18 protein-coding genes are annotated in these 23,053 nt (G+C 74.7%); 8 read left to right on the top strand and 10 right to left on the bottom strand.

Features of this window, described 5'->3' with window-relative positions; all coding sequences use genetic code 11:
- Positions 1–30: 30 nt before the first annotated feature.
- On the bottom strand, positions 31–459 hold the full coding sequence (locus tag JAO84_RS29705; protein ID WP_370415581.1) for a barstar family protein: 429 nt from the start codon (positions 457–459) through the stop codon (positions 31–33).
- 203 nt (positions 460–662) lie between these two features.
- Between JAO84_RS29705 and JAO84_RS29710 the strand changes: the two genes are divergently transcribed.
- The gene (locus JAO84_RS29710; RefSeq protein WP_370415582.1) at positions 663–2,945 is read left to right on the top strand and encodes a SpoIIE family protein phosphatase; all 2,283 of its coding nucleotides are present in this window, start codon (positions 663–665) and stop codon (positions 2,943–2,945) included.
- Here JAO84_RS29710 and JAO84_RS29715 read toward each other — a convergent pair.
- The 6 genes from JAO84_RS29715 to JAO84_RS29740 form a co-directional block, all read right to left on the bottom strand.
- On the bottom strand, positions 2,917–6,024 hold the full coding sequence (locus JAO84_RS29715) for a HAMP domain-containing protein (RefSeq protein ID WP_370415583.1): 3,108 nt from the start codon (positions 6,022–6,024) through the stop codon (positions 2,917–2,919). The two genes, JAO84_RS29710 and JAO84_RS29715, sit on opposite strands and share 29 nt — an antisense overlap.
- A gap of 42 nt (positions 6,025–6,066) precedes the next feature.
- Positions 6,067–6,468 (bottom strand): ATP-binding protein, encoded by a 402-nt coding sequence (locus tag JAO84_RS29720; protein ID WP_370415584.1) that lies wholly within the window; start codon positions 6,466–6,468, stop codon positions 6,067–6,069.
- A 155-nt stretch (positions 6,469–6,623) separates the two neighbouring features.
- Positions 6,624–7,148: an ATP-binding protein gene (locus JAO84_RS29725; protein ID WP_370415585.1), complete on the bottom strand. Its 525-nt coding sequence runs from the start codon at positions 7,146–7,148 to the stop codon at positions 6,624–6,626.
- A complete protein-coding gene (locus tag JAO84_RS29730; protein WP_370416895.1) occupies positions 7,145–7,546 on the bottom strand; it encodes an STAS domain-containing protein in 402 nt (133 codons plus the stop codon). Before JAO84_RS29730 ends, JAO84_RS29725 begins: the two co-directional genes overlap by 4 nt.
- Before the next feature lie 80 nt (positions 7,547–7,626).
- Positions 7,627–8,049 (bottom strand): STAS domain-containing protein, encoded by a 423-nt coding sequence (locus tag JAO84_RS29735; RefSeq protein WP_370415586.1) that lies wholly within the window; start codon positions 8,047–8,049, stop codon positions 7,627–7,629.
- Positions 8,050–8,122: 73 nt separating this feature from the next.
- Positions 8,123–9,172 (bottom strand): questin oxidase family protein, encoded by a 1,050-nt coding sequence (locus JAO84_RS29740; RefSeq protein ID WP_370415587.1) that lies wholly within the window; start codon positions 9,170–9,172, stop codon positions 8,123–8,125.
- A gap of 776 nt (positions 9,173–9,948) precedes the next feature.
- Here JAO84_RS29740 and JAO84_RS29745 point away from each other — a divergent pair.
- Positions 9,949–11,520, top strand: a complete 1,572-nt coding sequence (locus JAO84_RS29745; protein WP_370416896.1) for an adenosine deaminase — start codon at positions 9,949–9,951, stop codon at positions 11,518–11,520.
- A gap of 84 nt (positions 11,521–11,604) precedes the next feature.
- Here the strand turns inward: JAO84_RS29745 and JAO84_RS29750 are convergent, their stop codons facing one another.
- Positions 11,605–12,840 carry a sensor histidine kinase gene (locus JAO84_RS29750; protein ID WP_370415588.1) on the bottom strand — a complete coding sequence of 412 codons (1,236 nt, stop codon included), beginning with the start codon at positions 12,838–12,840 and terminating at the stop codon, positions 11,605–11,607.
- Positions 12,841–12,997: 157 nt separating this feature from the next.
- Here JAO84_RS29750 and JAO84_RS29755 point away from each other — a divergent pair, with 157 nt between their 5' ends.
- Positions 12,998–13,522, top strand: coding sequence for a hypothetical protein (locus tag JAO84_RS29755; RefSeq protein WP_370415589.1), 525 nt, complete (start codon positions 12,998–13,000; stop codon positions 13,520–13,522).
- A 141-nt stretch (positions 13,523–13,663) separates the two neighbouring features.
- Positions 13,664–14,221, top strand: coding sequence for a heme-binding protein (locus tag JAO84_RS29760; protein WP_370415590.1), 558 nt, complete (start codon positions 13,664–13,666; stop codon positions 14,219–14,221).
- Between the two features lie 26 nt (positions 14,222–14,247).
- Here the strand turns inward: JAO84_RS29760 and helR are convergent, their stop codons facing one another.
- Both helR and JAO84_RS29770 read right to left on the bottom strand, forming a co-directional pair.
- Entirely contained in the window at positions 14,248–16,446 is a 2,199-nt protein-coding gene (helR, locus tag JAO84_RS29765; protein ID WP_370415591.1) for an RNA polymerase recycling motor ATPase HelR, read from the bottom strand.
- A 147-nt stretch (positions 16,447–16,593) separates the two neighbouring features.
- The gene (locus JAO84_RS29770) at positions 16,594–17,139 is read right to left on the bottom strand and encodes a GNAT family N-acetyltransferase (protein WP_370415592.1); all 546 of its coding nucleotides are present in this window, start codon (positions 17,137–17,139) and stop codon (positions 16,594–16,596) included.
- A 299-nt stretch (positions 17,140–17,438) separates the two neighbouring features.
- Between JAO84_RS29770 and JAO84_RS29775 the strand changes: the two genes are divergently transcribed.
- The 4 genes from JAO84_RS29775 to JAO84_RS29790 all read left to right on the top strand — a co-directional run bounded on the left by JAO84_RS29775 (position 17,439) and on the right by JAO84_RS29790 (position 23,049).
- Positions 17,439–17,672, top strand: a complete 234-nt coding sequence (locus JAO84_RS29775; RefSeq protein ID WP_370415593.1) for a hypothetical protein — start codon at positions 17,439–17,441, stop codon at positions 17,670–17,672.
- Positions 17,673–17,774: 102 nt separating this feature from the next.
- Complete coding sequence (locus tag JAO84_RS29780) at positions 17,775–19,628, top strand: amino acid adenylation domain-containing protein (protein WP_370415594.1); 1,854 nt, start codon at positions 17,775–17,777, stop codon at positions 19,626–19,628.
- Positions 19,625–22,699, top strand: coding sequence for a condensation domain-containing protein (locus JAO84_RS29785; protein ID WP_370415595.1), 3,075 nt, complete (start codon positions 19,625–19,627; stop codon positions 22,697–22,699). Before JAO84_RS29780 ends, JAO84_RS29785 begins: the two co-directional genes overlap by 4 nt.
- A complete protein-coding gene (locus JAO84_RS29790) occupies positions 22,696–23,049 on the top strand; it encodes a phosphopantetheine-binding protein (protein WP_370415596.1) in 354 nt (117 codons plus the stop codon). Before JAO84_RS29785 ends, JAO84_RS29790 begins: the two co-directional genes overlap by 4 nt.
- Positions 23,050–23,053: the final 4 nt, after the last annotated feature.

Raw genomic sequence — 23,053 nt, forward strand, 5'->3', positions numbered from 1 at the left:
CGTGGCCGGTTTCGGATCACCCGTCCCGCGTCACTCGTCCGGAGCGGCGAGGTAGACCGCGACCCGGGTCGGCCTGCCGCCGGTGTGCCGGAGGTCGGCGAGAGACGTGGCCACGTCGCGCAGGATGTCCAGCGCGATCCGGAAATCGCCCGCGGCGCTCTCGGAGCTCTCGGCGCCCGCGGCGGGCCGGGCGTCGGGCCAGACGATGACCGCGCGGGGGGACTTCAGCCCGTGCAGACCGCCCCAGACCGAATCCGCGAGGGCGTCCCACACCATGCGGCAGGTCCCGAGCGGCGGGTCCAGGGGAAGGGTCTCCCGCACCGCCCGGAAGAACGCCTCCTTGTCGGTCCGCCCGGCGGTGGAGAGCGTGAACACGGGAACGCCCCGGCGAGCGGCCTCGGCGAGGATCCCCGGGAGGTCCACGCCGGAGACCTCGTGGAAGCCGCCGTCGATCACCATGTCAGGAACCGTACCGGTGGGTTCTTCCGGTGCGCCGGGCCGGGCCCCCGGCCCCTTCGCCGCCCGCTCCCCGCCCGTCCCCGCGAGTAGACTCCGAAGGGGTACGCCTGCCTGTGCCGGAGGTCGAGTTGACCGGTTCCGCTGGGGGCTCGGGGGCGGGGTCGAAGGTGTCCGGGGCCGGGGCGGAGTCCGGGTTCGCGGGGTTGGCCGCGGAGAACCGGCGGCTGCGCGGGGAGCGGGCGCGGGCGCATCTGCTGGATCTGGCCACCGGGGTGCTCGCCGTGCAGCTGGGGGTTTCCACGGGCGATGCGGCCGAGCATCTGACGGCGCTCGCGGGGGCCACCGGGATGACGGTCGAGGACCTCGCCGCGGACGTCGTGAACTCCGTCGCCGGCCCCCGGGCGGCGGAGGGACTGGGGGCGCCCCCGCCCGCGTCGCCGCTGCCCGCCCGCCGGAGCCGCCGTACCGCCGCCGTCGTCGAGACGGCCGAGGACGTCGCGGCGGCCGCCCAGGCGCTGCTCGACGGCGGGCTCGGGCCGCTCGGGGCGGACAGCGTGTGGTTGTGGCGGCTGGTCGACGGCGGGTGTCTGCGGCTCGCCGGGCACGCCGGGGTGGGGGCGGCGGAGGCCGCGGCCTGGTGGTGGATCCCGCCCGCCGCACCGGAGGCGATCCGGGCCGTGCTCGACGGCAACGCGCCCGTGTGGCTGCCCGAGGGCCCGACCGCCGGCGCCGCCCTGCCCGGCGCCGGCGAGGGCGCCGCACGGGCCGTGCTGCCGCTGCGCCGGCGCGGCACGACAGAGGGCGTCGCGCTGGTCGGCTGGCCCGGACCCGTGACCTTCGACCCGACGCTGCGCCGGGCCGTCGGCGGCCTGATGGACGTGGCCGGCGCCCTCCTGGACCGGCCCGACGGCGAGGAGGCCGGCGCCCCCGTCCTCGTCGACCTGCTCGACGCGCTGACCCACCCGGCCGCCCTGCTCCGTACCGGCGAGGCCACCGGAACCCCGGTCGTGGAGGTGGAACACGTCAACGAGGCCGCCGTCACCGCCCTCGGCGGCACCCTCCCCGCCGACGACCCCTCCCTCGCCCGCGCCTTCCCGCACGCGCACACCGAGCTCGCCCGGCTGGCCCGCCGCGCCCGCCACACCCGCCGCCCCGGCCACGCCGCCCGGCTGCCCGCCGGGCCCCCGGCGGACGGCCCAGGACCGCTGCTCGACGTCCGCGTGCTGCCCGCCGGACCCGACCGCGCCGTCGTCCTCTGGCACACCACCGGCGACCCCGGCCTGGCCACCGGCCGCGCCGTCGCCCGGCTGCAGAGCGTCGCCACCTTCCAGGACAGCCTGACCGGCGGCGACACCATGTGGTCGGAGCAGGCGTACGGCATCTTCGGCATGGCCCGCGACGAGGCCCCGCTCCCGCTGCTCGCGCTGCGCGCCCGCATCCACCAGGAGGACGGCGAGGCCCTGACCGCGCTGCTCAGGACGCTCACCGAGCGCCGCACGGGCGCCCAGACCGTCCTGCGGACCGTGCTGCCCGACGGCTCAGTCCGGCATGTACGGGTCGCGGCGGAACCGCTCCTCGACGGCGACACCGTCACCGGCTTCGTCGGCGCCTACCAGGACGTCTCCGCGACCCGCCGCACCGAGCTCGCCCTGACCGCGACCTTCGACCGGCTCACCGCCGTCCGCGACCAGGCCGAGCTGCGCCACCAGGTCGCCCTCCAGCTCCAGCGGGCGATCGTCCCCGAGGCGCCCGCCCTGGGCGAACTCCCCGGCGGGCTCACCGTCGCCGCCCGCTACCGGCCGGCCGCCGAGGAGTACCAGGTCGGCGGCGACTGGTACGACGTCCTGCCGCTGCCCGGCGGCAAGGTGCTGCTCGCCGTCGGCGACATCGCCGGACACGGCATCGACTCCGTCACCGGCATGGTCTCCCTCCGCAACGCCCAGCGCGCCCTCGCCTTCACCGGCCGCCCGCCCCACCAGCTGATGGGCTGGCTCAACGAGGTCACCCTCCGCACCGGCGGCGGCTCCACCGCCACCGCCGTCTGCGCCCTGTACGACCCCGAGGACGGCGGCCTCGTCTGGTCCAGCGCCGGCCACCTTCCGCTGCTGCTGATCCGCGACGGCCGGGCCCGGCTCCTCGAACCGCCGCAGGACGTCCTCCTCGGCGCGGTGCCCTCGTACGCGTACGAGGAACGCCGCACCGCACTGCACCCCGGCGACACCCTGCTGCTCTACACCGACGGCCTGGTCGAGCGCCGGCACGAGGGCCTCGGCCCCGGGCTCGCGCGGCTGCTCGCAGTCGCGACCCGGGTGGCGGGCCGGGAGAGCCCGGAACTCCTCGTCGACGCGCTGCTCGCCATGGCCCTCGGGGACACGGACGACGACACGAGCGTGGTCGCCGTCCGCGTCCGGCGCCCGGAGGAGACCGCCGGCCGCGAGGAGCCCGGTCCGCAGCGGCTCAGTCCTCAAGCCGGCGACGGATCCTGACCATCAGCTCCGCCTCGTCGACCGGCTTGGCGACATAGTCGTCGGCGCCCGCCTCCAGCGCGCGGGCCCGGTCGCCCGGCATGGCCTTCGCGGTGACGACGATGATCGGCAGACCGGCCCGGCCGGGCATCCGCCGGATCTCCTCGATCGCGCGATAGCCGTCCATGCCGGCCATCATCACGTCCATCAGGACGAGCCGGACCTCGTCGTGCGCGGAGAGCAGCTCGATGGCCCGCCGCCCCCCGTCGGCGGTCAGCACCCGCAGCCCGTGCGTCTCCAGGACCTGGGTGAGCGCGAAGACGTTACGGATGTCGTCGTCCACGATCAGGACGGTCGCCGCCGCGGGCGCCGGCGCCGGGGCGGGGGCGGGGGCCGCGCTCTCGGCCGCCTGGTCCCCGGCCTGGCTGTCGGTCTCGGTGCGGGTGTCGGTGGCCGGGGCCGCTGGGCCCGGGGCGGGGGCGGCCGCCTGCTCCGGGAGGTGGAAGGTGAAGCGGCTGCCGCGCCCCGGGGTGCTCTCCACCTCGATGGTGCCGCCCAGGAGGGTGGCCACCTCGCGGCTGATGGAGAGGCCGAGGCCCGTCCCGCCGTACTCGCGCGACGTCGTCCCGTCGCCCTGCTGGAACGCGTCGAAGATGTGCCGCAGCCGGTCCGCCGGGATCCCCACCCCGGTGTCCGCGACCCGGAACGCCAGCACCGGCCGCCCGTCCCGCAGCGCCGCCGGCACCTCGTCGGGCGGTGTGCGCTCGACGGTCAGCGACACCTCGCCGACCTCGGTGAACTTCAGCGCGTTGGAGAGGAGGTTGCGCAGCACCTGCCGCAGCCGCGCCTCGTCGGTGGTCAGCCGCTCGGGCACGTCGGGGGCCACGGACACGGCGAAGTCCAGGCCCTGCTGGTCGGCGACCGGGCCGAAGGTGGCCTCCAGGTACTCCAGGAGCTGGGACAGCGCGAACGGTTCGCGCCGCACCTCCATCTTGCCCGCCTCCACCTTCGACAGGTCGAGGATGTCGTTGATCAGCTGCAGCAGGTCCGAACCGGCCGAGTGGATGACCTCCGCGTAGTCGACCTGTTTCTCCGTCAGATTCCCCTCCGGGTTCTGCGCGAGCAGCCGGGCCAGGATCAGCAGACTGTTGAGCGGGGTGCGCAGCTCGTGGCTCATGTTGGCCAGGAACTCCGACTTGTACATCGAGGTGCGGGACAACTGCTGGGCGCGCGCCTCCAGTTCCTGCCGGGCCTGCTCGATGACCCGGTTCTTCGACTCGATGTCCTGGTTGCGCTCGGCGAGCAGCTCCGCCTGCTCCTGCAGCTCGGCGTTGGAGCGCTGGAGTTCGCGCTGCCGGGCCTGCAACTCAAGGGTGCGGGAGCGGAGTTCGTCGGCGAGGCTGCGGGACTGGGCGAGCAGTTCGTCGGTGCGGAGGTTGGCGACCAGCGAACTCAGCACGGCGCCCGCGCTCACCACGAACCGGTCCAGGAAGTCGCGTTGCAGCGCGCCGAAGGGCCGCAGGGAGGCGAGTTCGACGGCGCCGAGGACCTGGTCCTCGACCACGATCGGCAGCACGATCAGCGCGGCCGGCTCGCCGGTGCCGACGGCGGAGGACACCGTCGCGTACCCCTCGGGCACCGGATCGACGAGCAGTACGCGCCGGTCCCGGGCGGCCTGCCCGACCAGCCCCTCGCCGGTCCGGAAGCGGCGCGGCGGATCGCCGGGGGCGACCGGCAGACCGTACGAGGCGGCCATGACCAGATCGGGGCCCGCACGCGACTCGGCGGCGGGTACGTCGACGGGCCCGGCGCCCTGCTCGCCGCCCGGCTCGGCGCCCTGCTCGGCCCTCTGCTCGCCGACCGGCGCGTCGGCGGTCAGGAAGAAGGCCCCGTACTGGGCCGAGACCAGCGGCGGCACCTCCGCCATGATCAGCTCCGCGATCTCCGGCAGTCCACGGGTGCCCTGCAGCAGCGCCGTGATCCGGGCCAGATTGGTCTGCAGCCAGTCCTGCTCCTCGTTGGCGCGGGTGGTCGCGCGCAGCGACTCCACCATGGCGTTGATGTTGTCGCGGAGCTCGCCGACCTCGCCCGGCGCCTCGACGGTGATGGAGCGGGTGAGGTCGCCCTCGGCGACCGCGCTCGTGACCTCGGCGATGGCCCGGACCTGGCGGGTCAGGTTCCCGGCCAGCTCGTTGACGTTCTCGGTGAGCCGCATCCAGGTCCCGGAGACGCCCTCCACCTCCGCCTGACCGCCGAGCTGGCCCTCGGTGCCGACCTCGCGGGCCACCCGGGTCACCTCGGCGGCGAAGGACGACAGCTGGTCGACCATCGTGTTGATGGTGGTCTTGAGCTCCAGGATCTCGCCGCGCGCCGACACGTCGATCCGGCTGGTCAGATCGCCCTGGGCGACGGAGGTGGTCACCTGCGCGATGTTGCGGACCTGGTTGGTCAGGTTGTCCGCCATCGAGTTGACGTTGTCGGTGAGGTCCTTCCAGGTGCCGGACACCCCGCGCACCCGGGCCTGGCCGCCGAGCTTGCCCTCGGTGCCGACCTCGCGGGCCACCCGGGTCACCTCCTCGGCGAACGAGGACAGCCGGTCGACCATCGTGTTGATGGTCTCCTTCAGCTCCAGGATCTCGCCGCGCGCGTCCACCCGGATCTTCTGCGTGAGGTCGCCGCGGGCCACGGCGGTCGCGACCTGAGCGATGGAGCGCACCTGGGAGGTGAGGTTGTCCGCCATCGTGTTCACACCGGTGGTGAGCTCCCGCCACACCCCGCTCGCCCGCGGCGCGCCCGCCCGCCCGCCGAGCAGGCCCTGCCCGCCGACCTCGCCGGCCACCCGGGTCACCTCGGCGGTCAGCAGCGACAGCCGGTCGACCATGTCGTTGTAGACGGTCGCGATCTCCCCCTGCACGCCCTCCGCGCCCTCGGGCAGCCGTACGGACAGCTCCCCGTCCCGTACGGCGGTCAGCCCGGCGAGCAGCCGCCGCAGCCCCTCCTCGGCGGACCCGGCGTCGGGCCGGCGCCCGTCCCGCTCGCCGTCGCGCGGGCCGTCGTGCTCGCCGTGCTCGCCGTGGGGTGCTGGTGTGCGCTCTGCCATGAGGGCCTGCCCGGGCGGGGTCGGACGCCCCGCCCATCCACTCTAGGACCCGCCAGGTCCGGAAGCCTCCGGGAACAGGTCCACCTGGAACCAGACCGTCTTGCCGTCCTGCCCCCGGGGCACCGTGCCCCACCGTGCGGCGAGCCGTTGCAGCAGATAGAGCCCGTGTCCGGAGGAGCGGTAGGCCCGGTGCGGGCCGTGCGGCCGCGGCCGGTGCGGGTTGGTGTCGCTGACCTGCACCCACAGCGCACGGTCGGTCCCGTCGAGGCGCAGCTCGCTGGGCACGCCGCCGTGCGTGTGCGCGTTCGTGACGACCTCGGAGACCAGCAGCAGCGCGTCCGCCACCGCCCGTGTGTCGGGCGTGTCCGCGGGCCCGAACCAGGCGCTCAGCGCCCGCCGGGTCGCCTCCCGGCAGGCGGCGACGACTCCGGGACCCGGTGGCATCCCCGTCAGGTCGTACCTGAGCGAGCGACCGCGGCCGCGGCTTCGGATCTCCATCCCGTCCGTGAGGGGCATACGCTGCGGCTTTCCGCTGCCCGGAGCGGCAAACGGGAGCCGCGCAGGGCGGGGGTGCCGGGCGCTCGGGCGCTCGGGCGGAGTCAGTCGCTCCGCCAGGGCGGCCGGGACGGGCGGGTGACCTCCACCCACACGATCTTCCCGAGGGCGCCGTTCGCCTTCGGCGCCGAGCCCCAGGCCCCGGCCAGCCGGTCCAGGACCATCAGCCCGTGCCCGCCGGGCAGCGCCGGAGAGCGGGGCGCGTGCGGGCGGGGCGGGTCCGGACTCCCGTCGGCCACTTCGAGGCGCAGTCGGCCGTCGGCGTGCCGCAGCACCAGCTCCTCGGGCCCGGCGGCGTGCAGGCACGCGTTGGTGACCACCTCCGACACCATCAGGAGCACGTCCTCGGCGCGTTCGCGCCCCTCGGGCGTGGTCGCGGGCAGCCACCCCCAGTCGCGCAGCGCGACCGCCGTGAAGTCGCGGCAGCGGGTCACGGCGCCGGTGGTGGTGCCGAGGAGGAGCCGCCGGACCTGGGCGCCGGCGAAGGCGTCGACGAAGGGGTCGGAGAGGGAATCGGCGAAGGCGGCCGCGTCCGGTGGCCGGTCGCCGTCGTCTTCCCGCCCCCTCATGACCCCTCCGGGGCCGGGGCGTCCGCGAGGGCGCTCGCGACGGTCTCGTACACCCGGAAGACCGAGCGCGCTCCGGTGATCTCGAACATGCGGTCCACCGGCGGTCGCAGTCCCGCGAGGTCGAGGCGTCCGCCGGCCTCGGTCATCCGCAGCCGGGCGCGGAGCAGCACGTTCAGACCGGTGGAGTCGCAGAAGCTCAGCCCGGAGCAGTCGACGACGATCCGGAATCCGTCCCTGCCGCTTCCGTCGCTCCCGTCGTGCTCCGCGAGGGCGTCCCGGAGCGGGCCCGCCGAGTCGTGGTCGAGTTCGCCCGCGAGGGCGAGGACGACGGTGTCGGGGCGCCGTCCGTTCAGCTCCCGGACGTCGAGCCGTCCGGCGAAGTCCTCCGCCCGGTCCATGGCCTCCATGCGGTGCCGGCCTCCTTCCGGTCCGGTCTGTACGTCCTGCGTCACGCTTCATTGCGCGTCAAGCACCATGATCAGGCGAAGCCGAGCACCTCGCGATCTTTGACGATGGTGAACAGCCGCAGCGTCCCCGTCATCGCGAACAGCTGCTTCAGCTGCCGCGGCACCGGGCCGGCGAGCACGAGCCGGCCGTGCGCGAAATGGGCGGTCAGCAGCTCGTGCAGGAACGACGAGTCGCCGAAGCCGATCTGCGAGATGTCGAGGACGGTCTGCCGGCAGCCCGAGTGCCGGGCCTCGGCGAGCGCCCGGCGCAGACAGTCGATCGTGTCGACGTCGAACTCCCCGGTCGCCGCGAGCACCACGGTGCCCGGTGCCGGGGAGGGTTCGCGGACCACCCAGGCGGTGCCCGCAGGGGCGCGGTAGGTCCGCGGCTCCTGACCGGCGGGGGCCGGGTTCCGCTCCCCGCCCTGGGGCGGCACGAAATCCACGGGGACCATGGCGGCACCTCCGCTGGGCGCCTGCCCCGATCCCGCCTGCTCATGCGGCCCGGGGTGGCGCGGCCGGGCCGGTTCAGGGGCGCAGCGGCTCGCTGAGTTCCACGGCGCGCAGGGCCGCCGCGAGCGAGAGCTCGTCGGGGAAGTCGAGGGCCGTGTCGGTCAGCTTGATCACGTGTTCGTCGCCGTGCGCGAGGGCGCGCTCGAAGACCTCCTCGGGGGTGCGGGAGGCGGGCGGTGCGGGGACGACGGCCTCGGCCGGCGCGTACATCGCGGTCACCGCCGCCGACGCCGTCCACGCGGCGTGCAGGCTCGGCACCCACAGGTCGCGGGGGAGTGCGGGCAGGGTGCGCAGGACGGCGTTGGGCGCGGTGGCGGCGTGGACCAGCATGGTCTCCTCGCCGTGGCCGTGGGTGGCGTAGCGGTGGGTCGCGGCGCGGACGAGTTCGGTGAGCCGCTCGTACGCCGCGTCCGGGCCGGTCACCGACGCCGCCCAGACCGGCAGCTCCCCGACCCGCCCGAGCCGGTCGGGGAAGCTCCCCTCCTGCCCGGCGATGCGCGGTACGGCGTCGAGCGCGGCGGCGGCGGTGGCCCCGTCCGCGCCCGGCAGCGGGGCGACGCCGGTGACGGGGCGGTGCCGGGCGGCCCAGTAGCCGAGGCCGTGCGCCAGCTCGGTGAGCCGTGGGCCGGTGTGGTCGCCGCCGTCCGCGAGCAGGGTGCGTACGGCGTGCCCGACGCGGATCACGGGGTGCGTCGAACCGCCGTACATCCCCGGCAGCAGCCGGGGCCACCACTCGGCGAGCACGTCCCGCCAGGGGCGCTCGGCGAGTTCCCGGCCGAAGTGCCCGATCCAGTCGGCGGCCCGCCGCGGGTCGCCCAGCGCCTCCCGCCAGTCCTCGCCGGTGACGGGCGCGACCCCGGCCGGGAACTCCTCCAGCTTCGGCGCGTACGCATCCAGCCACCGATGCACCGCTCGCCCCTCCCCGTGCGCGGCCAGCGCCTCCACGGCCATGGGCGCGTGATTGGTGAGCCGCCCGAGCCGCTCGGGCCCGCTGGAGTGCAGCCGCTCCAGCGCCTCGTCGAGAACGCCGGTGCGGTCGGTGCTGTGCCTGTCTGTCGTCTCCATACGGGGGACGGTAGGCCGCGCGGTCGGGCGGCGGAACGGGCCCAAGTCCTAGACCGGGAGCCGCCGCTCGGCCTAGGGCGAGTCCTAGGCCGCCCCGGCACCAGGTGCCGGACACGGCCTGGGGCGGCAGCCCAGGCGAGGCCCTGCGGGCCTGGCCCAGGCGCGCCCCTTGGGCCCTTCGAGCCCGGCGGGCACGCCACGCTGCTTCCCCTGGCCCTGGCGGGCCTGACGGGTGTCTCGCCGACCCGGCCAGGCGGCGCGACCCCCCAGGGCTTCGCCTGGGTGGGTATCCCCGGCGGAGCCCTGCGCCATGGGGGCCGGGCGGGGCCCTGGCGAAGCCAGGAGGCGGACCCCCCACGCCACTTTCCGCCCCCGGCGGCCCTGGCGGGCCTGGGGACGCCCCGAGCACCGACTGTCGCGGGCCCCTGTCCGACCCTGATCTGCCGGACACTCCCAAGGCCGCTTCCGGCGACTCCCACCCCGGCCGGCGAGGCCCGGCACGCGCACCCGCCCGTGTCTCCTCGGCCCCGACGGGGCCCGCGGAGGCCCCAACCGCCGCCGCGCCCCCTGCCCTCGGGGCGAGGACACTCGGACACCCGTTCGTGGCTCGTGCGTTCCGTGCGAAGAAATTTCTCGTGCGGGTGGAGTGGCGGGGCAAAGGGCCGTCGCACGCCCCATGGCGCGCCGGGACTCGCGATCATGCCGGGGTGATCAATTCCGTACCCCCACAGGACCTCAACCACCCCGCCCCGCGCCGCACTTCGCACCGTCGGGCGCTGCTCGTCGCCGCGCTGTGCCTGCTGCCGGCGGCCGTCGCCGGCCCGGCGGGCCAGGCGAGCGCCGCGCCCGGCGCTCCCGCCGCGCCGCGGCCGGCGGTGACGGCGGGGGAGGCGGTGGCCTCCGCGCGGCTCGCCGCGATCCGCCAGGACCCGGCCGCGCTGCAGGCCTTCTTCCGGGCCATGCCCAAGGGCGGTGAGCTGCACAACCACCTCTCCGGCGCGGTCACCACCGAGTATCTGATCGAGCTCGCCGCCGAGGACGGCCTCTGTATCGACACCAAGACGATGACGGCCGTCGCGCCGCCGTGCGGCCCGGGCACGCGCCCCGCCGCCGACGCGCGCACCGACGGCGCGTTCCACGACGCGCTCGTACGCGAGTGGTCGATGCAGGACTTCCCGCCCGGCGGCAACGGCCACGACCACTTCTTCGACACCTTCGGCAAGTTCGGCGAGGTGACCTGGCGGCACCGCGGCAAGCTGCTCGCCGAGTTCGCCGACACGGTGGCCGAGCAGAACCAGTTCTATCTGGAGACCCTGGTCACCCCGGCCTCCGACAGCGCGAAGAAGCTCGCGGGCGAGGTCGGCTGGGACGCCGACCTGGCCCGGATGCACAGCAAGCTGGTCGCGGGCGGCAAGCTCGACAAGGTGGTCGCCGAGGCGCGCAAGGAGGCCGACGCCGGCGACGCCGAGTTCCGCACGGAGGCCCGCTGCGCCACCGACACGCCCCGCCCCGGCTGCGGGCTGACGGTCCGCTGGATCTCCCAGGTCTCGCGCGGCAGCACCAACGAGCGGGTCTTCACGCAGATGGCGCTCGGCATGCGGCTCGCCGAGGCAGACCCGCGCTTCGTCGCGGTCAACCTCGTGCAGCCCGAGGACTGGGACACCTCCCTGGCCAACTACCGCACCCAGATGCGGATGCTGCAGTACCTGCGCGGCGTCTACCCGAAGGCCCATGTCACCCTGCACGCCGGCGAGCTGTGGCCCGGTCTCGTCAAGCCCGAGCACCTCACCTTCCACATCGGCGAGGCGGTGAACACGGCCGGCGCCGAGCGCATCGGGCACGGCGTCGACCTCGTCCACGAGGACGACTGGCAGCGGGTGGCCGACACCATGGCCGAGCGGCGGATCGCCGTCGAGGTGCCGTTCACCAGCAACGCCCAGATCCTCGGCGTCAAGGGCGCCGACCACCCCTTCGAGACGTACCGCGCGCACGGCGTCCCGATCGTCCTCGCCACCGACGACCCGGGCGTCTCGCGGATCGACATCACCCACGAGTACCGCTACGCCGCCGAGACGTACGACCTCGGCTACCGCGAGCTGAAGGACCTGGCCCGCGCCTCCCTGGAGTACGCCTTCCTGCCCGGCGCGAGCATCTGGCAGGGCAACCCGACCCGTGACGGCTACCGCCTGGCCGGTGCCTGCCGCCACGACGAGCCGGGCTCCGAGCGGCTGCGCCCCGCCTGCCGCCGGCTCCTCGACGCCAGCCCCAAGGCGGCCGTCGAGTGGCGCCAGGAGGCCGCGTTCGGCGCCTTCGAGCACCGCGTCGCGACGGGCTCCGTCGGCAGCTGACCCGTCCGGTGCGTTCGGTACGTCCGCCCCGTCGGCCACCCCTCCCCGGGGCGGGCGGCGGGGCGGCGTCACGCCAGGGCCGCGTCACACCGGAGGCCCGCCGGCGACGCCGAGCGGGATCGCCGCGGACAGTACGGTGCCCTCGCCGGGCGCGGACTCGACCGTGAGGGTGCCGCCGAGCTGGGCGGCGCGGGTGCGGATCGCGGGCAGTCCGTGGCCCCGTACGCCCCCGGTGTCCGCGAGCGCCGCCGCCGGGTCGAAACCGTGCCCGTCGTCGGCGACGTCGAGGACGACCTGGTCGTCGAGGTACGTGAGGGTGAGCGCCGCCGTGCCCGCGCCCGCGTGTTCCCGCACATTGGCCAGGGCGCCCTGCGCGATCCGTACCAGGGCCGACTCGACCCGGCCGGGCAGCGGCCGGTCGGGAGCGCCGTCGACATGGCAGCGCACCCGGAGACCGCCGGTGCTCTCCCGGGCGGCGAGCGCCCGCAGGGCCTCCTCGAGGCCGCCGCCCTCGGCGAGGTCGGCGGGCGCGAGGTCGTGCACGAAGCGGCGGGCCTCGGTCAGATTGTGCTCGGCGATCGCCGTCGCCGCCCGCACGTGCCGGCGGGCGGTGGCCGGCTCCCCGTCCCACACCCGGTCGGCGGCCTGCAGCAGCATCTGCTGGCTGGACAGCCCCTGCGCCAGGGTGTCGTGGATCTCCATCGAGAGCCGCTGCCGCTCGGCGAGCGTGCCCTCGCGGCGCTCGGTCGCGGCCAGCTCACGGCGGGTGCGGACCAGATCCGCGATGAGCCGCCGCTGCCGCTGGGTCTGCCGGTCCATCTGTACGAAGACGGCCACGGCGATCGCCGAGACCGCGGGCGGCGCGAGCAGCAGGTCGAGATCGAAGCGGCCGGCGAGCCGCAGCTGCGCCACCACGGCCACCGCCGTGAGCAGCGTGATCAGCGCCGCCGCGGCCGGCGGGCGCAGGGTGCGCAGGCTGAGGTAGAACAGCGGGATCGAGCACCAGGCGAAGCTGGGCGCCAGGAACACCAGCGCGATCCAGACCGCGACCACCGCCCCGAGCCACCACGGCCGGCGGATGCCGGTGCCGGTGCGCGCCCCGCTCGGCGTGGTCCCGGTGACGTACAGCGCGGCGAGCAGCACCGCGAGCGCGACCACCCAGGGGGCCCGGCCCTCGTCGGTGTGCCGCATCAGGAAGCGGGTCAGCGAGGAGCCGAGCAGCAGGAAGAAGCCGACGTGGAGCAGCACCCGGAACCAGCGCTCCTCGGTCTCCCCGTACCAGGAGCTCTCCCGCGTACCCTCACCGTCCATCCCCGCCATGCCCTGTGCCCTTCTCCCAGTCGGCGCGCCGTACCGGCTCCAGTTAATCCGGAAAACACCGCAGATGCCCCTTTCTCAAAGCGGATGTCCGCCGGTGGATCGGCGGGCTACCCTCTGGCCGGTCAACCGCGTTCCGTCAGAAGGGGGTTCGACCGCCATGACCGCGTCGTCCCGTGCCTCGATGCTCGACCTGCTCTCGGCCGACGGCCCCGACCCGGACCATGCCGAGGCGCTGATGCTCTACGGCCGGCTCGTCGGCACCTGGCGCGTCGAGAACCGCTACCGGTTCCCCGACGGGGAGTGGCGCACCGCGACGGGCGAGTGGCGGTTCGGCTGGACGCTCGGCGGGCGGGTGGTGCAGGACGTGCTCCACTGCCCCGACTTCCACGGCCCCTACCCCGGCACCACGGTGCGGATGTACGACGTGACCACCGGGCTCTGGCAGATCACCTGGTTCTCGCCGAAGCTGCCCTCGTACTTCTCCCAGACGGGCCGCCCCGACGGCGCCGGCGGCATGATCCAGGAGGGCACCGACGCCGAGGGCAGGCCCTCGCGCTGGACCTTCGGCGACGTCACGCCCACCTCCTTCCACTGGCAGGGCTTCGTGGCCACGCCCGACGGCGGCTGGGACCTGTTCCAGGAGATGTACGCGTCCCGGGACGGGGGTCAACCGATCGGCTGACCCCGGGGTCGGCCGGCCGGGGTCGCGACAGGGGCCGGCGGGCGGACCGGGCGGGGCCCCCGACGGACCCAGGATGGATGACAGAGCGGGACGGCGCAGCGCCTCCCGGGCAGCGACCACCATCACGAGGAGTCATCCACCATGAAGAAGATCTCGATGCGGGCCCGTGTCCTGACCGGCGGCGCCACCCTCGTCGCCCTCGGCGCCGGCGCCTTCGGTGCCGTCTCCGCGAACGCCGCCACGCCCGCCGCCGCCCCGGCCGCCGCGGTCGTCAAGGCGGACGTGAAGAACAAGAACACCACGCAGAGCACGCATCTGACGATCGAGGCGGCGACGAAGGCCGCGCAGGCCACCCTGAAGGCCGCCGAGAAGGAGAACCAGCGGGTGTCGGTGGCGGTCGTGGACCGCAACGGCAACACCATCGTGACCCTGCGCGGCGACGGCGCGGGCCCGCAGTCCTACGAGTCGGCCGTGAAGAAGGCGTACACCGCGGTCTCCTGGAACGCGCCCACCTCCGAGCTGGTCAAGCGCCTCACCAACGCGCCGACCCTGAAGGACATCCCCGGCACCCTCTTCCTCGCCGGCGGCGCCCCCGTCACGGCCAAGGGCGCCCCCATCGCGGGCATCGGCGTGGCCGGCGCGCCCTCCGGCGACCTGGACGAGAAGTTCGCCCAGGCCGGCGTCGCCGCCCTCAACTGAGGTCGCAAAAAGAGGACTTGGCTGACTCAGGCGCTCGTGAGGATCACGAGCTGCCGGGTCGCCCGGGTCATCGCGACATAGCGGTCGACGGCGCCCTCGACGCCGGTGCCGAACCGCTCGGGATCGACCAGGACCACCAGGTCGAACTCCAGGCCCTTCGACAGCTCCGGGGTGAGCGAGAAGACCCGCTCCCTGCCCCGCACCGCGGGACCGCCGATGACACAGGCGGTCCCTTCGGCGTGCTCGGCCAGCCACGCGTCCAGGATCCCGTCCAGGTCCGCGACCGCGCCGTGCGCCACCGGCACGCCGGAACGGCGCACCGAGGTCGGCACATTGGCGTCGGGCAGCGCGGCCCGGATGGCGGGCTCGGCCTCGGCCATCACCTCTTCCGGCGTACGGTAGTTGATGCTCAGCGAGGCCATCTCGACCCGGTCCAGGCCGACCCGCTCCAGACGCTCCCGCCACGACTCGGTGAAGCCGTGCCGGGCCTGCGCGCGGTCGCCGACCACCGTGAAGGAGCGCGACGGGCAGCGCAGCCGCAGCATCTGCCACTCGGCGTCGGTGAGTTCCTGCGCCTCGTCGACCACGATGTGCGCGAACGGCCCGGCGAGCGCGTCCCGTTCGGCGCCCGGCAGGACGCTCTCGTCGACCAGGCTGACCTTCGCGTCCTCGCCGCGCAGCATCCGTACCAGACCCTCGCCGTCGTCCCCGTCCGCGCCGGAGTCGGCGGCCGCCGCGATCAGGTTGTCGACCACCGCCGACATCTCCCGGCGCTGGTCGGCGAGCGCCTGCTCGTAGCGGCGCAGCCGCAGCCCCGCCTCCGGGTCGCCGAGCCGCTGCCGCGCCGCGTCCAGGAGCGGCAGGTCGGACACCGTCCACGCCCGGACGTCCGCGCGTTGCAGCAGCCGCACCTCGTCCCGCGACAGCCACGGTGCGCAGAGCCGCAGATACGCCGGTACGGACCAGAGGTCGCCCACCAGGTCGGCCGGATCGAGCACCGGCCAGGCCCCGTGCAGCGTCTCGGCCAGCTCGCGGTCGGCGCGCAGCGCCCGGCGGAACGGCTCCTCGGGCACCTCGGTGTCCTCGTCCAGCTTCTCCAGGAGCAGGCTGCCCAGCTCCGCCCAGATCCGCTCGCGGGCCTCGTTGTGCGGCACGCCGTCGGCGGCCTCGAAGGCCTCCGCCCAGTCGTCGGCGGTGAGCCGCAGCTCCGCCCACGGGGTGCTGACGGTCAGCGCCTGCGTCGGCGCCTCCTCGTAGAACCGCACCGCGAGCTCGATCGAGCGCACCATCTCGGCGGAGGACTTCAGCCGCGCCACCTCCGGGTCGCTCTCCGGCACCGCGGTGGCGCCCTCGGGGACCAGGTCGCGCACGGTGCAGGTGCGCACGCCCTCCTCGCCGAGGCTGGGCAGCACGTCGGAGACGTACGCCAGATAGGGCCTGCTCGGGCCGACGAAGAGGACGCCGCCGCGCCGGTGGCCGAGGCGCGGGTCGGCGTAGAGCAGATGGGCGGTGCGGTGCAGGGCGACGACGGTCTTGCCGGTGCCCGGGCCGCCGTCGACGACCAGCGCGCCGCGCGAGCCGGCCCGGATGATCGCGTCCTGGTCGGCCTGGATCGTGGCCAGCACGTCCCGCATGCGCTCGGAGCGGTTGGAGCCGAGGCTCGCGATGAACGCGGACTGGTCGTCGAGCGCCGCGTGCCCTTCGAGGCCGTCGGCGCTGAACACCTCGTCCCAGTAGTCGTGGATCCGGCCGTCGGTCCACTGGTAGCGGCGGCGGCTGGCCAGGCCCATCGGGCGGGCGTGGGTCGCGGCGAAGAAGGGTTCGGCGGCCGGCGAGCGCCAGTCGACGAGCAGCCGCCGCCCGGCGGCGTCGGTGAGGCCGAGCCGCCCGATGTAGACGGGCTCGGCGGAACCGGGCCCGTCGGAGCCCGGTCCGGCCGAGTCCGCGGGAACGATCCGCCCCAGGCACAGGTCCAGGCCGAAGCGGCGCAGGGTGCGCAGCCGGGCGGTCAGCCGGTGGATCTCGTTGTCCCGCTCCATCGCCTCGCGGCCGATCCCGCCCGGCGCCCTGCGCAGCACGGTGAGCCGGTCCGACAGCTCGGCGATCGACTCCTCCAGGCTCTCGGCGACGGCCGTGAAGTGCTGCTCGTCGGCGGCGATCAGCGCCGGGTCGGCCTTGGGGGAGTGGTGGTCGGACAGATTGAACGCGGACGTATGCGTACGCACGTGGTGAAGCTCCCATTTCCGCAGGTTCCGGCGTCAGGAGAGCGATTGTGCGGCAGCAGGGGGGCCTTGCCGCAAGGCCCCCCATGCGCTATAAGTTAAGAGTGGCGAGGAGAGCGTTCCTCGCCTCTTCTGTTGGACGGGTCGCGGTCACGCCTGCTCGGTCGCGAGCAGCGCCCAGATCTCCAGGTCCTGACGCGCGCCGTTGAAGGCGAACACCTCACGCAGCGTGCCCTCGTACTGCATTCCGAGGCGCTTCGCGACGGCAATGCTGCGGTCGTTCGCGGGCGTCACCCGCCATTCCACCCGGTGCATTCCGCGTACCTTCAGCGCCCAGTCCGCGAGATGCCGCGCGGCGAGCGTGACAAGGCCCTTTCCCTGTGCGTCGGGGGAGAGCCAGACACCCATTTCGCATACCCCGGTGGGCACGTCGAAGATACGGAAGAGCGCACCGCCCTCCAGTTTTCCGTCGACCCAGATCCCGAAAATCCGGCCGCCGTCCTGACTCTGTGTGTCGGCGTACCGCTGGAGGAAATTCCGCGCGGAATCGGCGTCCACGATGAAGTGCGCCCACGGCAGCCAGGGGGCCAGATGCGGGCGCACCCGGTCCACGTACGCGGCGAATTCTCCCGCCTGCCACGGCTCCAGTGGGCGTAGCTGGGCGGAGTCTGTCAGGTCGTGGCCGAAGAGGGTCACGCAAGCCTCCCTGAGGGCTGGGATCGGGCGTCGGATCGGGCGACGGGTCAGGGTGGTGCGGCCGGCCGGTGACGGGCGTCCGCACCCCTGGTGAACGCCGCCCAGCCTAGGCGAGCGCCAACGGACCCGCCCAGTACGGCAGTCGGCGATGTCCGTTTCGTCCCTCCGCATGAACGTGCGCCGCACAGGCGTGCGCGCGCCATTTGTTGATCCCCGCTCCTCGCTCCCCACACGATGTGGAGGTCGGAAAGCGAACGCGGCCGGGAAATAGCGACGGCCGTCCATCGAAACGGAGAGAGATGCTTACCAACCGGTTCGTCAAGTCCGCCGGAATGGCTGTTTCGGCCATTTTCCTCGCGGCCGCTCCGGTCGTCTCGGGTGAACTCCTGGAGGGTGTCGGCAACGCGGCCGACACGACGCAGCGGATCACGGCGGATCACGGCTGGGGAAAGAAGGCGGCCACCGCCGACGCCGGTTCCGGCGACGGGCGCCTCGTCCTCGCCGGCGCGACCGACGACCACGGCTGGGGCTGAGCACCGCCTCGTAGCGCCGCACTCGCAGCGCGGCACTCGTAGCGCCGCACTCACGGCGCCGCGTCACACGCAGTTCATCCGGGATTAAGGGGAGGGGTAGAAATGGCGGCAGTCAGCGTGCACGAGGTCGTGGCACGGTGGGTCGAGCGACAGCCTGAGGCCTGTGCCGTACGCGATCCGGCGGAGGGCCGGTCGCTCTCGTACCGGGAGCTGTGGCAGCGCGCCGGCTGGCTGGCCGCCGAGCTCGCGCACCGCGGAGTCCGCCCGGGCGACCTCGTACCCGTCGCCCAGGACCGCTCGGCCGATCTGATCGTCACCTTCCTCGGCATCCTGCGCTGCGGCGCCGCCTACCTCCCGCTCGACGGGCTCGCCCCGACCACCCGGCTCGCCGACATCGTCGGTGAGTCCGGCTCGGGCGTGATCGTCCGCGCCCCGGGCGCCGCCGGCCGCTGGGCGGACCTGGCGTCCTGGCTGCCCGCGGGCGTCGAGCCGCTCGACCTGCCGGAGCGCGACCCGGGCCGGCCGGTCCCCGAGCCCGCCGGCGACCGGGACGCCCCGGCGTACGTGAACTTCACCTCCGGTTCCACCGGCCGCCCCAAGGGGGTCGTCGTCCCCCACCGGGCCGTGCTGCGGCTCGCGCTCGGCGCCCTGTTCTGCAGCGTGGAGCAGGGCGACCGGGTGGCGAGCTCCGCCAACCCGGCCTTCGACGCCACCACCTTCGAGCTGTGGAACGCGCTGTGCGGCGGCGCGACCGTCGTGGTCTTCCCGTCCGTGACCGAGCTGGCCATGGACGAGTGGACGGCGCTGCTGCGCGCCGAGCGGATCGACCACATGTTCCTCACCACCTCCCTCTTCCACACCGTGGCCCGGGAGAGCGCGGACGCCTTCGCGACCGTCGGCACGGTCGTGGTCGGCGGCGAGCAGCTGGAGCTCGGCGCGGTGCGCCGGGTCCTGGCCGCCACCCCGCCCGGACGCCTGGTCAACGGCTACGGACCGACCGAGACCACCACCTTCGCCGCCTACTTCGACTGCACGGACGCCTCGCTCGCCGGCCTCGACCGGGTGCCGGTCGGCCTCCCGCTCCAGGAGACCTCCCTCCACCTCCTGGACGCGGAGCTGAACGAGGTGCCGGCGGGGGAGACCGGCGAGCTGTGTGTCGGCGGGCCGGGCGTCGCGCTCGGCTATCTGGCCCGGCCGGAGCTCACGGCGGAACGTTTCATCACCCATCCCGCCACCGGCGAGCGGATCTACCGCACCGGCGACACCGGCCGGCTGCTGCCCGGCGGCGCCGTCGAGCTCTTCGGCCGCACCGACCGGCAGGTCAAGCTGCGCGGCTTCCGGATCGAGCTGGAGGAGATCGAGCGCACCGCGATGGCCTGCGGACTCGCCGACTCCGCCTTCGTCGAGAAGGTCGGCGAGGGCCCGGCCGCCTCGCTCGTCGGCTTCGTACTCCCCGCTGCCGACTCGGCGGCCTCCGGCGCACCCGACCGCGCGGAACTGCCCGCCGCCCTCAACCGCCGGCTCGCCGAGACCCTGCCCAGCTATATGCTCCCGGCCCGCTGGCTGGTTCTCGACCGCGTCCCCTTCGGCTCCACCGGCAAGGCCGACCGGACCCAGCTGCTCCGGATGCTCGAAGCTCCCGCTCCGGCCCCCGCCGCCCCCGCCGCACCCCCCGCGCCGGACGCGGGCCCGCCCTCCGCCACCCCCGAGGCCGAGGCGGCCCCCGTCCTGGCCGCCCTCCAGGAAATCTGGCAGGACGTGCTCGGCCTCCCCGCCGTCGACCCCGACGCCAACTTCATCGACCTGGGCGGCAATTCGATCCTCGCGATGCAGATCGCCACCCGGGTGCGGCAGCGCCTCGACATCCGGATCGACGCCGGTGCCGTGCTGCTCACCGACAGCCTCGACGAGCTGGCCGCGCACGTGGCCTCGACCCCCCTGGCGGCCGCCTCGTGACCGGAAACCAGCCCGCGCCGCTCTCCTTCGCCCAGGAGCGGCTGTGGTTCGCCGACGCCACCGCGCCCGGCAACCCCACGTACAACGTCCCGCTGTTCTTCCGTACCCCCGAACCCCTCGACCCCAAGGCGCTCTCCTTCGCCCTGGAAGCGGTCACCGCCCGGCACGAGCCGCTGCGCACCGTCTACCGGCTCGCCGGCGACCGCCCCGAGCAGCACGTCCTCGCCCCCGAGCCGGTGCCCGTCGAGGTCGTCGACCTCACCGGCGCGCCCGACGCCGCCGCCCGCGCCGAGCGGGAGGCCGAGGAACGCGGCCGCGCGCCCTTCGACCTCGCCGAGGGCCCGCTGCTCCGCTGCACCCTGTGGCAGGGCCTGCCCGGCGGCGACGCCGTGCTGCTCACCGTCCACCACATCGCCGTGGACGGCTGGTCCCTCGCCCCGCTCTTCGACGACCTGGCCCGCGCCTACGCGGCCGCCCTCGCCGGGGACCCGATCGAGCTCCCTGAACTCCCGGCCCGTTACGCCGACTTCGCGACCCAGGAACGGTCCGCCGCGCACCAGCCGGCCGCCGTCCGCGCCCTCGACGAGCGCGCCGCCGAGCTGCTGAAGGTCGCCCCCGGACTGCGCCTGGCCGGCCGCGCCGACCGCCCGGCCGCCCCCGACGGCGCCCGCACCGGCGCCCGGCACGAGCTCGTCGTGCCGCCGCCGGTCCGCGCCGGGATCGACACGCTCGCCGCAGGCCTCCGCGTCACCCCGTACGTCGTGCTCACCGCCGCCGTCCAGGCCCTGCTGCACCGCTGGTCCGGCCGGAGCGCGTTCCTGCTCGGCACCATGACCGCCAACCGGGACCACCCCGGTCTGGAGGAGGCCGTCGGCTTCTTCGTCAACACCGTGCCGCTGCACGCCCGGGTCGACGCCGCAGATTTCTTCCGCGCCCTCTGCAAGGCCACCCGCAAGGAGGCCTTCCGGGCCCTGTCCGTCCAGCGGGTCCCCTTCGACCGGCTCACCGCAGCCGTCGGCGCCGCGCGCGGTACCGGCCGCACCCCGCTGGTCGAGGTCGGCTTCGTCTACCAGAACGCGCCCGTGGTCCGGGCCGGCGGCGCCGGCTGGAGCGTGCCCGTCGTCCTCGGCACCGGCACCGCCAAGTTCGACCTGCTGCTGATGCTTGAGGACGGGCCCGAGGGCCTGTCCGTCACGATCGAGTACGACTCCGAGCTGTACGGCCCCGCCGACGCGAAGGGACTCGCCGAGGGCCTGGCCGCGCTGCTCGACGCGGCGGTCGCCGACCCCGACCGGGCGCTCGCCGAGCTGCCGGAGCTGCCCGGCCAGCCCGCCGCCGACGCCCTCCCGCCCGAGCCCGAGGTGCCGGCCGTCACTCCGGCGGCCCCCACGACCGCGACCACGGCCATGCCTGGCACCCCGGCCCTCCACGGCGCCGAGGCGGAGGCCGCGGAGCTCTTCGTCGCCGCCCTCGACAAGCGCGGCGGCCTCGGGCCCGCGCCCGCCGCGGCCGAACTCACCGGCGCCTCCGACTTCTTCGCGCTCGGCGGCCACTCGCTGCTCGCCGTCACCATGCTCGCCGAGACCAAGCGCCGGCACGGCCTGACCGTCTCGCCGCGCGCCTTCCTGCCCGACCCGACCGTCGCCGGACTCGCCCGCCTCCTCACCGAGGCCCGCGCCGCCGCCGCGCAGGCGGCCGCCGGCACCCCGGCCGCGACCGCGCCCGCGACCGCAGAGCGGCCCGGAGCCGCCGCCGCGGACCAGGAGGCCCACCCGGCCTCGCCCGTACAGCAGCGGTTCTGGTTCCTCGACCGGCTGCCCTCGCTGCGCGCCGCCTATCTGATCCCCACCCTCGTCGAGTACGCCGGAACCGTCGACCGCGACGTGCTGCGCCGCGCCGTCGACCTGGTGCTCACCCGGCACCCCGCGCTGTCCTCGGTGTTCTGCCTCGACCGGCGCAAGCGGCACGTCTGCTACCGCACCATCGGCACCCCGCCGCCGACGCCCGTCACCGAGGCCGCCGACTGGCACCCCGACACCCTGAAGAACCGGCTCTCGCGGCTGTGCTGGGCGCCCATGGACCTCGGGAAGGAGGCCCCGGCCCGCGCCGAGATCCTCGCCCTCGGGCCGGAGCGCACCGTGCTCGCCCTGGTCGTGCACCACATCGTCGCCGACGGCTGGTCCCGCGACCTGCTGCTCGCCGAGATCGGCACCGCCTACCGTGCCCTGGCCGCCGGCACCGAACCGGTGCTCGCAGAGCCCGTCCACCCCGCACACCTCGCCCCCGCCGAGGCGCCCGCCCCGGCGCGGGAGACCGAGCGGGCCGCCGCACTCCTCGACCATCTGCGCGGCGCGCCCAACGACATCGACCTGCCCCACGACTGGCCGCGCGCCGAACTCCAGTCCACCGAGGCGACCTTGCTCACCGCCGAGCTGCCCGCCGCCCTCGCGGGCCGGCTGCGCGCCGTCGCCGCCGACGTCGTCGGCTGCACCCTCTTCATGACCACGGCGGCGCTGCTCGCGGTGGCCCTCGCCCGGCGCGGCGGCCAGCGCGACTTCCTCTTCGCCTTCCCCTGGGCCGGCCGCGAGGACCCGGCCGCGGGCGAGGCGATCGGGATGTTCGTCAACACCCTGATCCTCCGCCTCGACCTGCGCGGCGAACCCACCTGGCGGGAACTCCTCGGCCGGGTCCGGGAGAGCTGTTCGGTCTCCTACCGGCACGCCGACGTGGCGCTCGACGTCCTCGCCAACGAGCTGCACAGCGACCGCGACCTCAGCCGCCCCGCCCTCACCCCGGTCTTCCTCAGCGCCCAGAGCGGCGACACCGGCCCGGCCGGACTGACCGGCGACACCACCGCCCGCCTCCTCCCGCTCGAACCGCTGCACATCAAGTACGAGCTCGAACTCGTCGCCGAAGAGGCGGCGGACGAGCGGCTCGACCTCCGCCTGGCCTACGCCGTCAACCTCTTCACCCGGGATACGGCCGAGGCCCTGCTCATCGACGTGGTCACCGCCGCCGAAGACCTCGCGGCCGACCCCGACTCCCACCCCTTCACCAGGAGCACTTCGTGAACAACACCGTGGCCACGACCCCGCTCACCGAGACCGAACTGCTCACCCGGGTCCGGCAGGCCTGGGCCGACGTCCTCGACCTGGACACCGTCGAGCAGGTACCCGAGGACGTCAACTTCCTGGAGGCGGGCGGCAGTTCGCTGCTCCTCATCATGCTGTGGGAGGAGCTGGACCCGCTGACCGAGCGGACCCTGAAGGTCTCCGACCTGTTCCAGCACAGCACCGTCAAGGCCCAGGTCGCCCTCCTCGGCGACGCCTCCGGCACCGAGGAGGCCCTGACCGAGCTGGGTGCCCGCAACCGCGGCGGCCTCATCGGCCGTGCGCGCCGCGACCAGTCCGCGTCCGAGTGAACGG

The organism is Streptomyces fradiae (genome assembly GCF_041270065.1).
Classification (GTDB): domain Bacteria; phylum Actinomycetota; class Actinomycetes; order Streptomycetales; family Streptomycetaceae; genus Streptomyces.

What these genes read in the sequence shown, in the direction of transcription:
- JAO84_RS29750 (WP_370415588.1), bottom strand. Translation starts at nt 12,840, where the DNA reads ATGGCGGGGATGGACGGTGAGGGTACGCGGGAGAGCTCCTGGTACGGG.
- JAO84_RS29730 (WP_370416895.1), bottom strand. Translation starts at nt 7,546, where the DNA reads ATGGACCGGGCGGAGGACTTCGCCGGACGGCTCGACGTCCGGGAGCTG.
- JAO84_RS29725 (WP_370415585.1), bottom strand. Translation starts at nt 7,148, where the DNA reads ATGAGGGGGCGGGAAGACGACGGCGACCGGCCACCGGACGCGGCCGCC.
- JAO84_RS29760 (WP_370415590.1), top strand. Translation starts at nt 13,664, where the DNA reads ATGAAGAAGATCTCGATGCGGGCCCGTGTCCTGACCGGCGGCGCCACC.
- JAO84_RS29775 (WP_370415593.1), top strand. Translation starts at nt 17,439, where the DNA reads ATGCTTACCAACCGGTTCGTCAAGTCCGCCGGAATGGCTGTTTCGGCC.
- JAO84_RS29705 (WP_370415581.1), bottom strand. Translation starts at nt 459, where the DNA reads ATGGTGATCGACGGCGGCTTCCACGAGGTCTCCGGCGTGGACCTCCCG.
- JAO84_RS29735 (WP_370415586.1), bottom strand. Translation starts at nt 8,049, where the DNA reads ATGGTCCCCGTGGATTTCGTGCCGCCCCAGGGCGGGGAGCGGAACCCG.
- JAO84_RS29720 (WP_370415584.1), bottom strand. Translation starts at nt 6,468, where the DNA reads ATGCCACCGGGTCCCGGAGTCGTCGCCGCCTGCCGGGAGGCGACCCGG.
- JAO84_RS29755 (WP_370415589.1), top strand. Translation starts at nt 12,998, where the DNA reads ATGACCGCGTCGTCCCGTGCCTCGATGCTCGACCTGCTCTCGGCCGAC.
- JAO84_RS29715 (WP_370415583.1), bottom strand. Translation starts at nt 6,024, where the DNA reads ATGGCAGAGCGCACACCAGCACCCCACGGCGAGCACGGCGAGCACGAC.
- JAO84_RS29780 (WP_370415594.1), top strand. Translation starts at nt 17,775, where the DNA reads ATGGCGGCAGTCAGCGTGCACGAGGTCGTGGCACGGTGGGTCGAGCGA.
- JAO84_RS29740 (WP_370415587.1), bottom strand. Translation starts at nt 9,172, where the DNA reads ATGGAGACGACAGACAGGCACAGCACCGACCGCACCGGCGTTCTCGAC.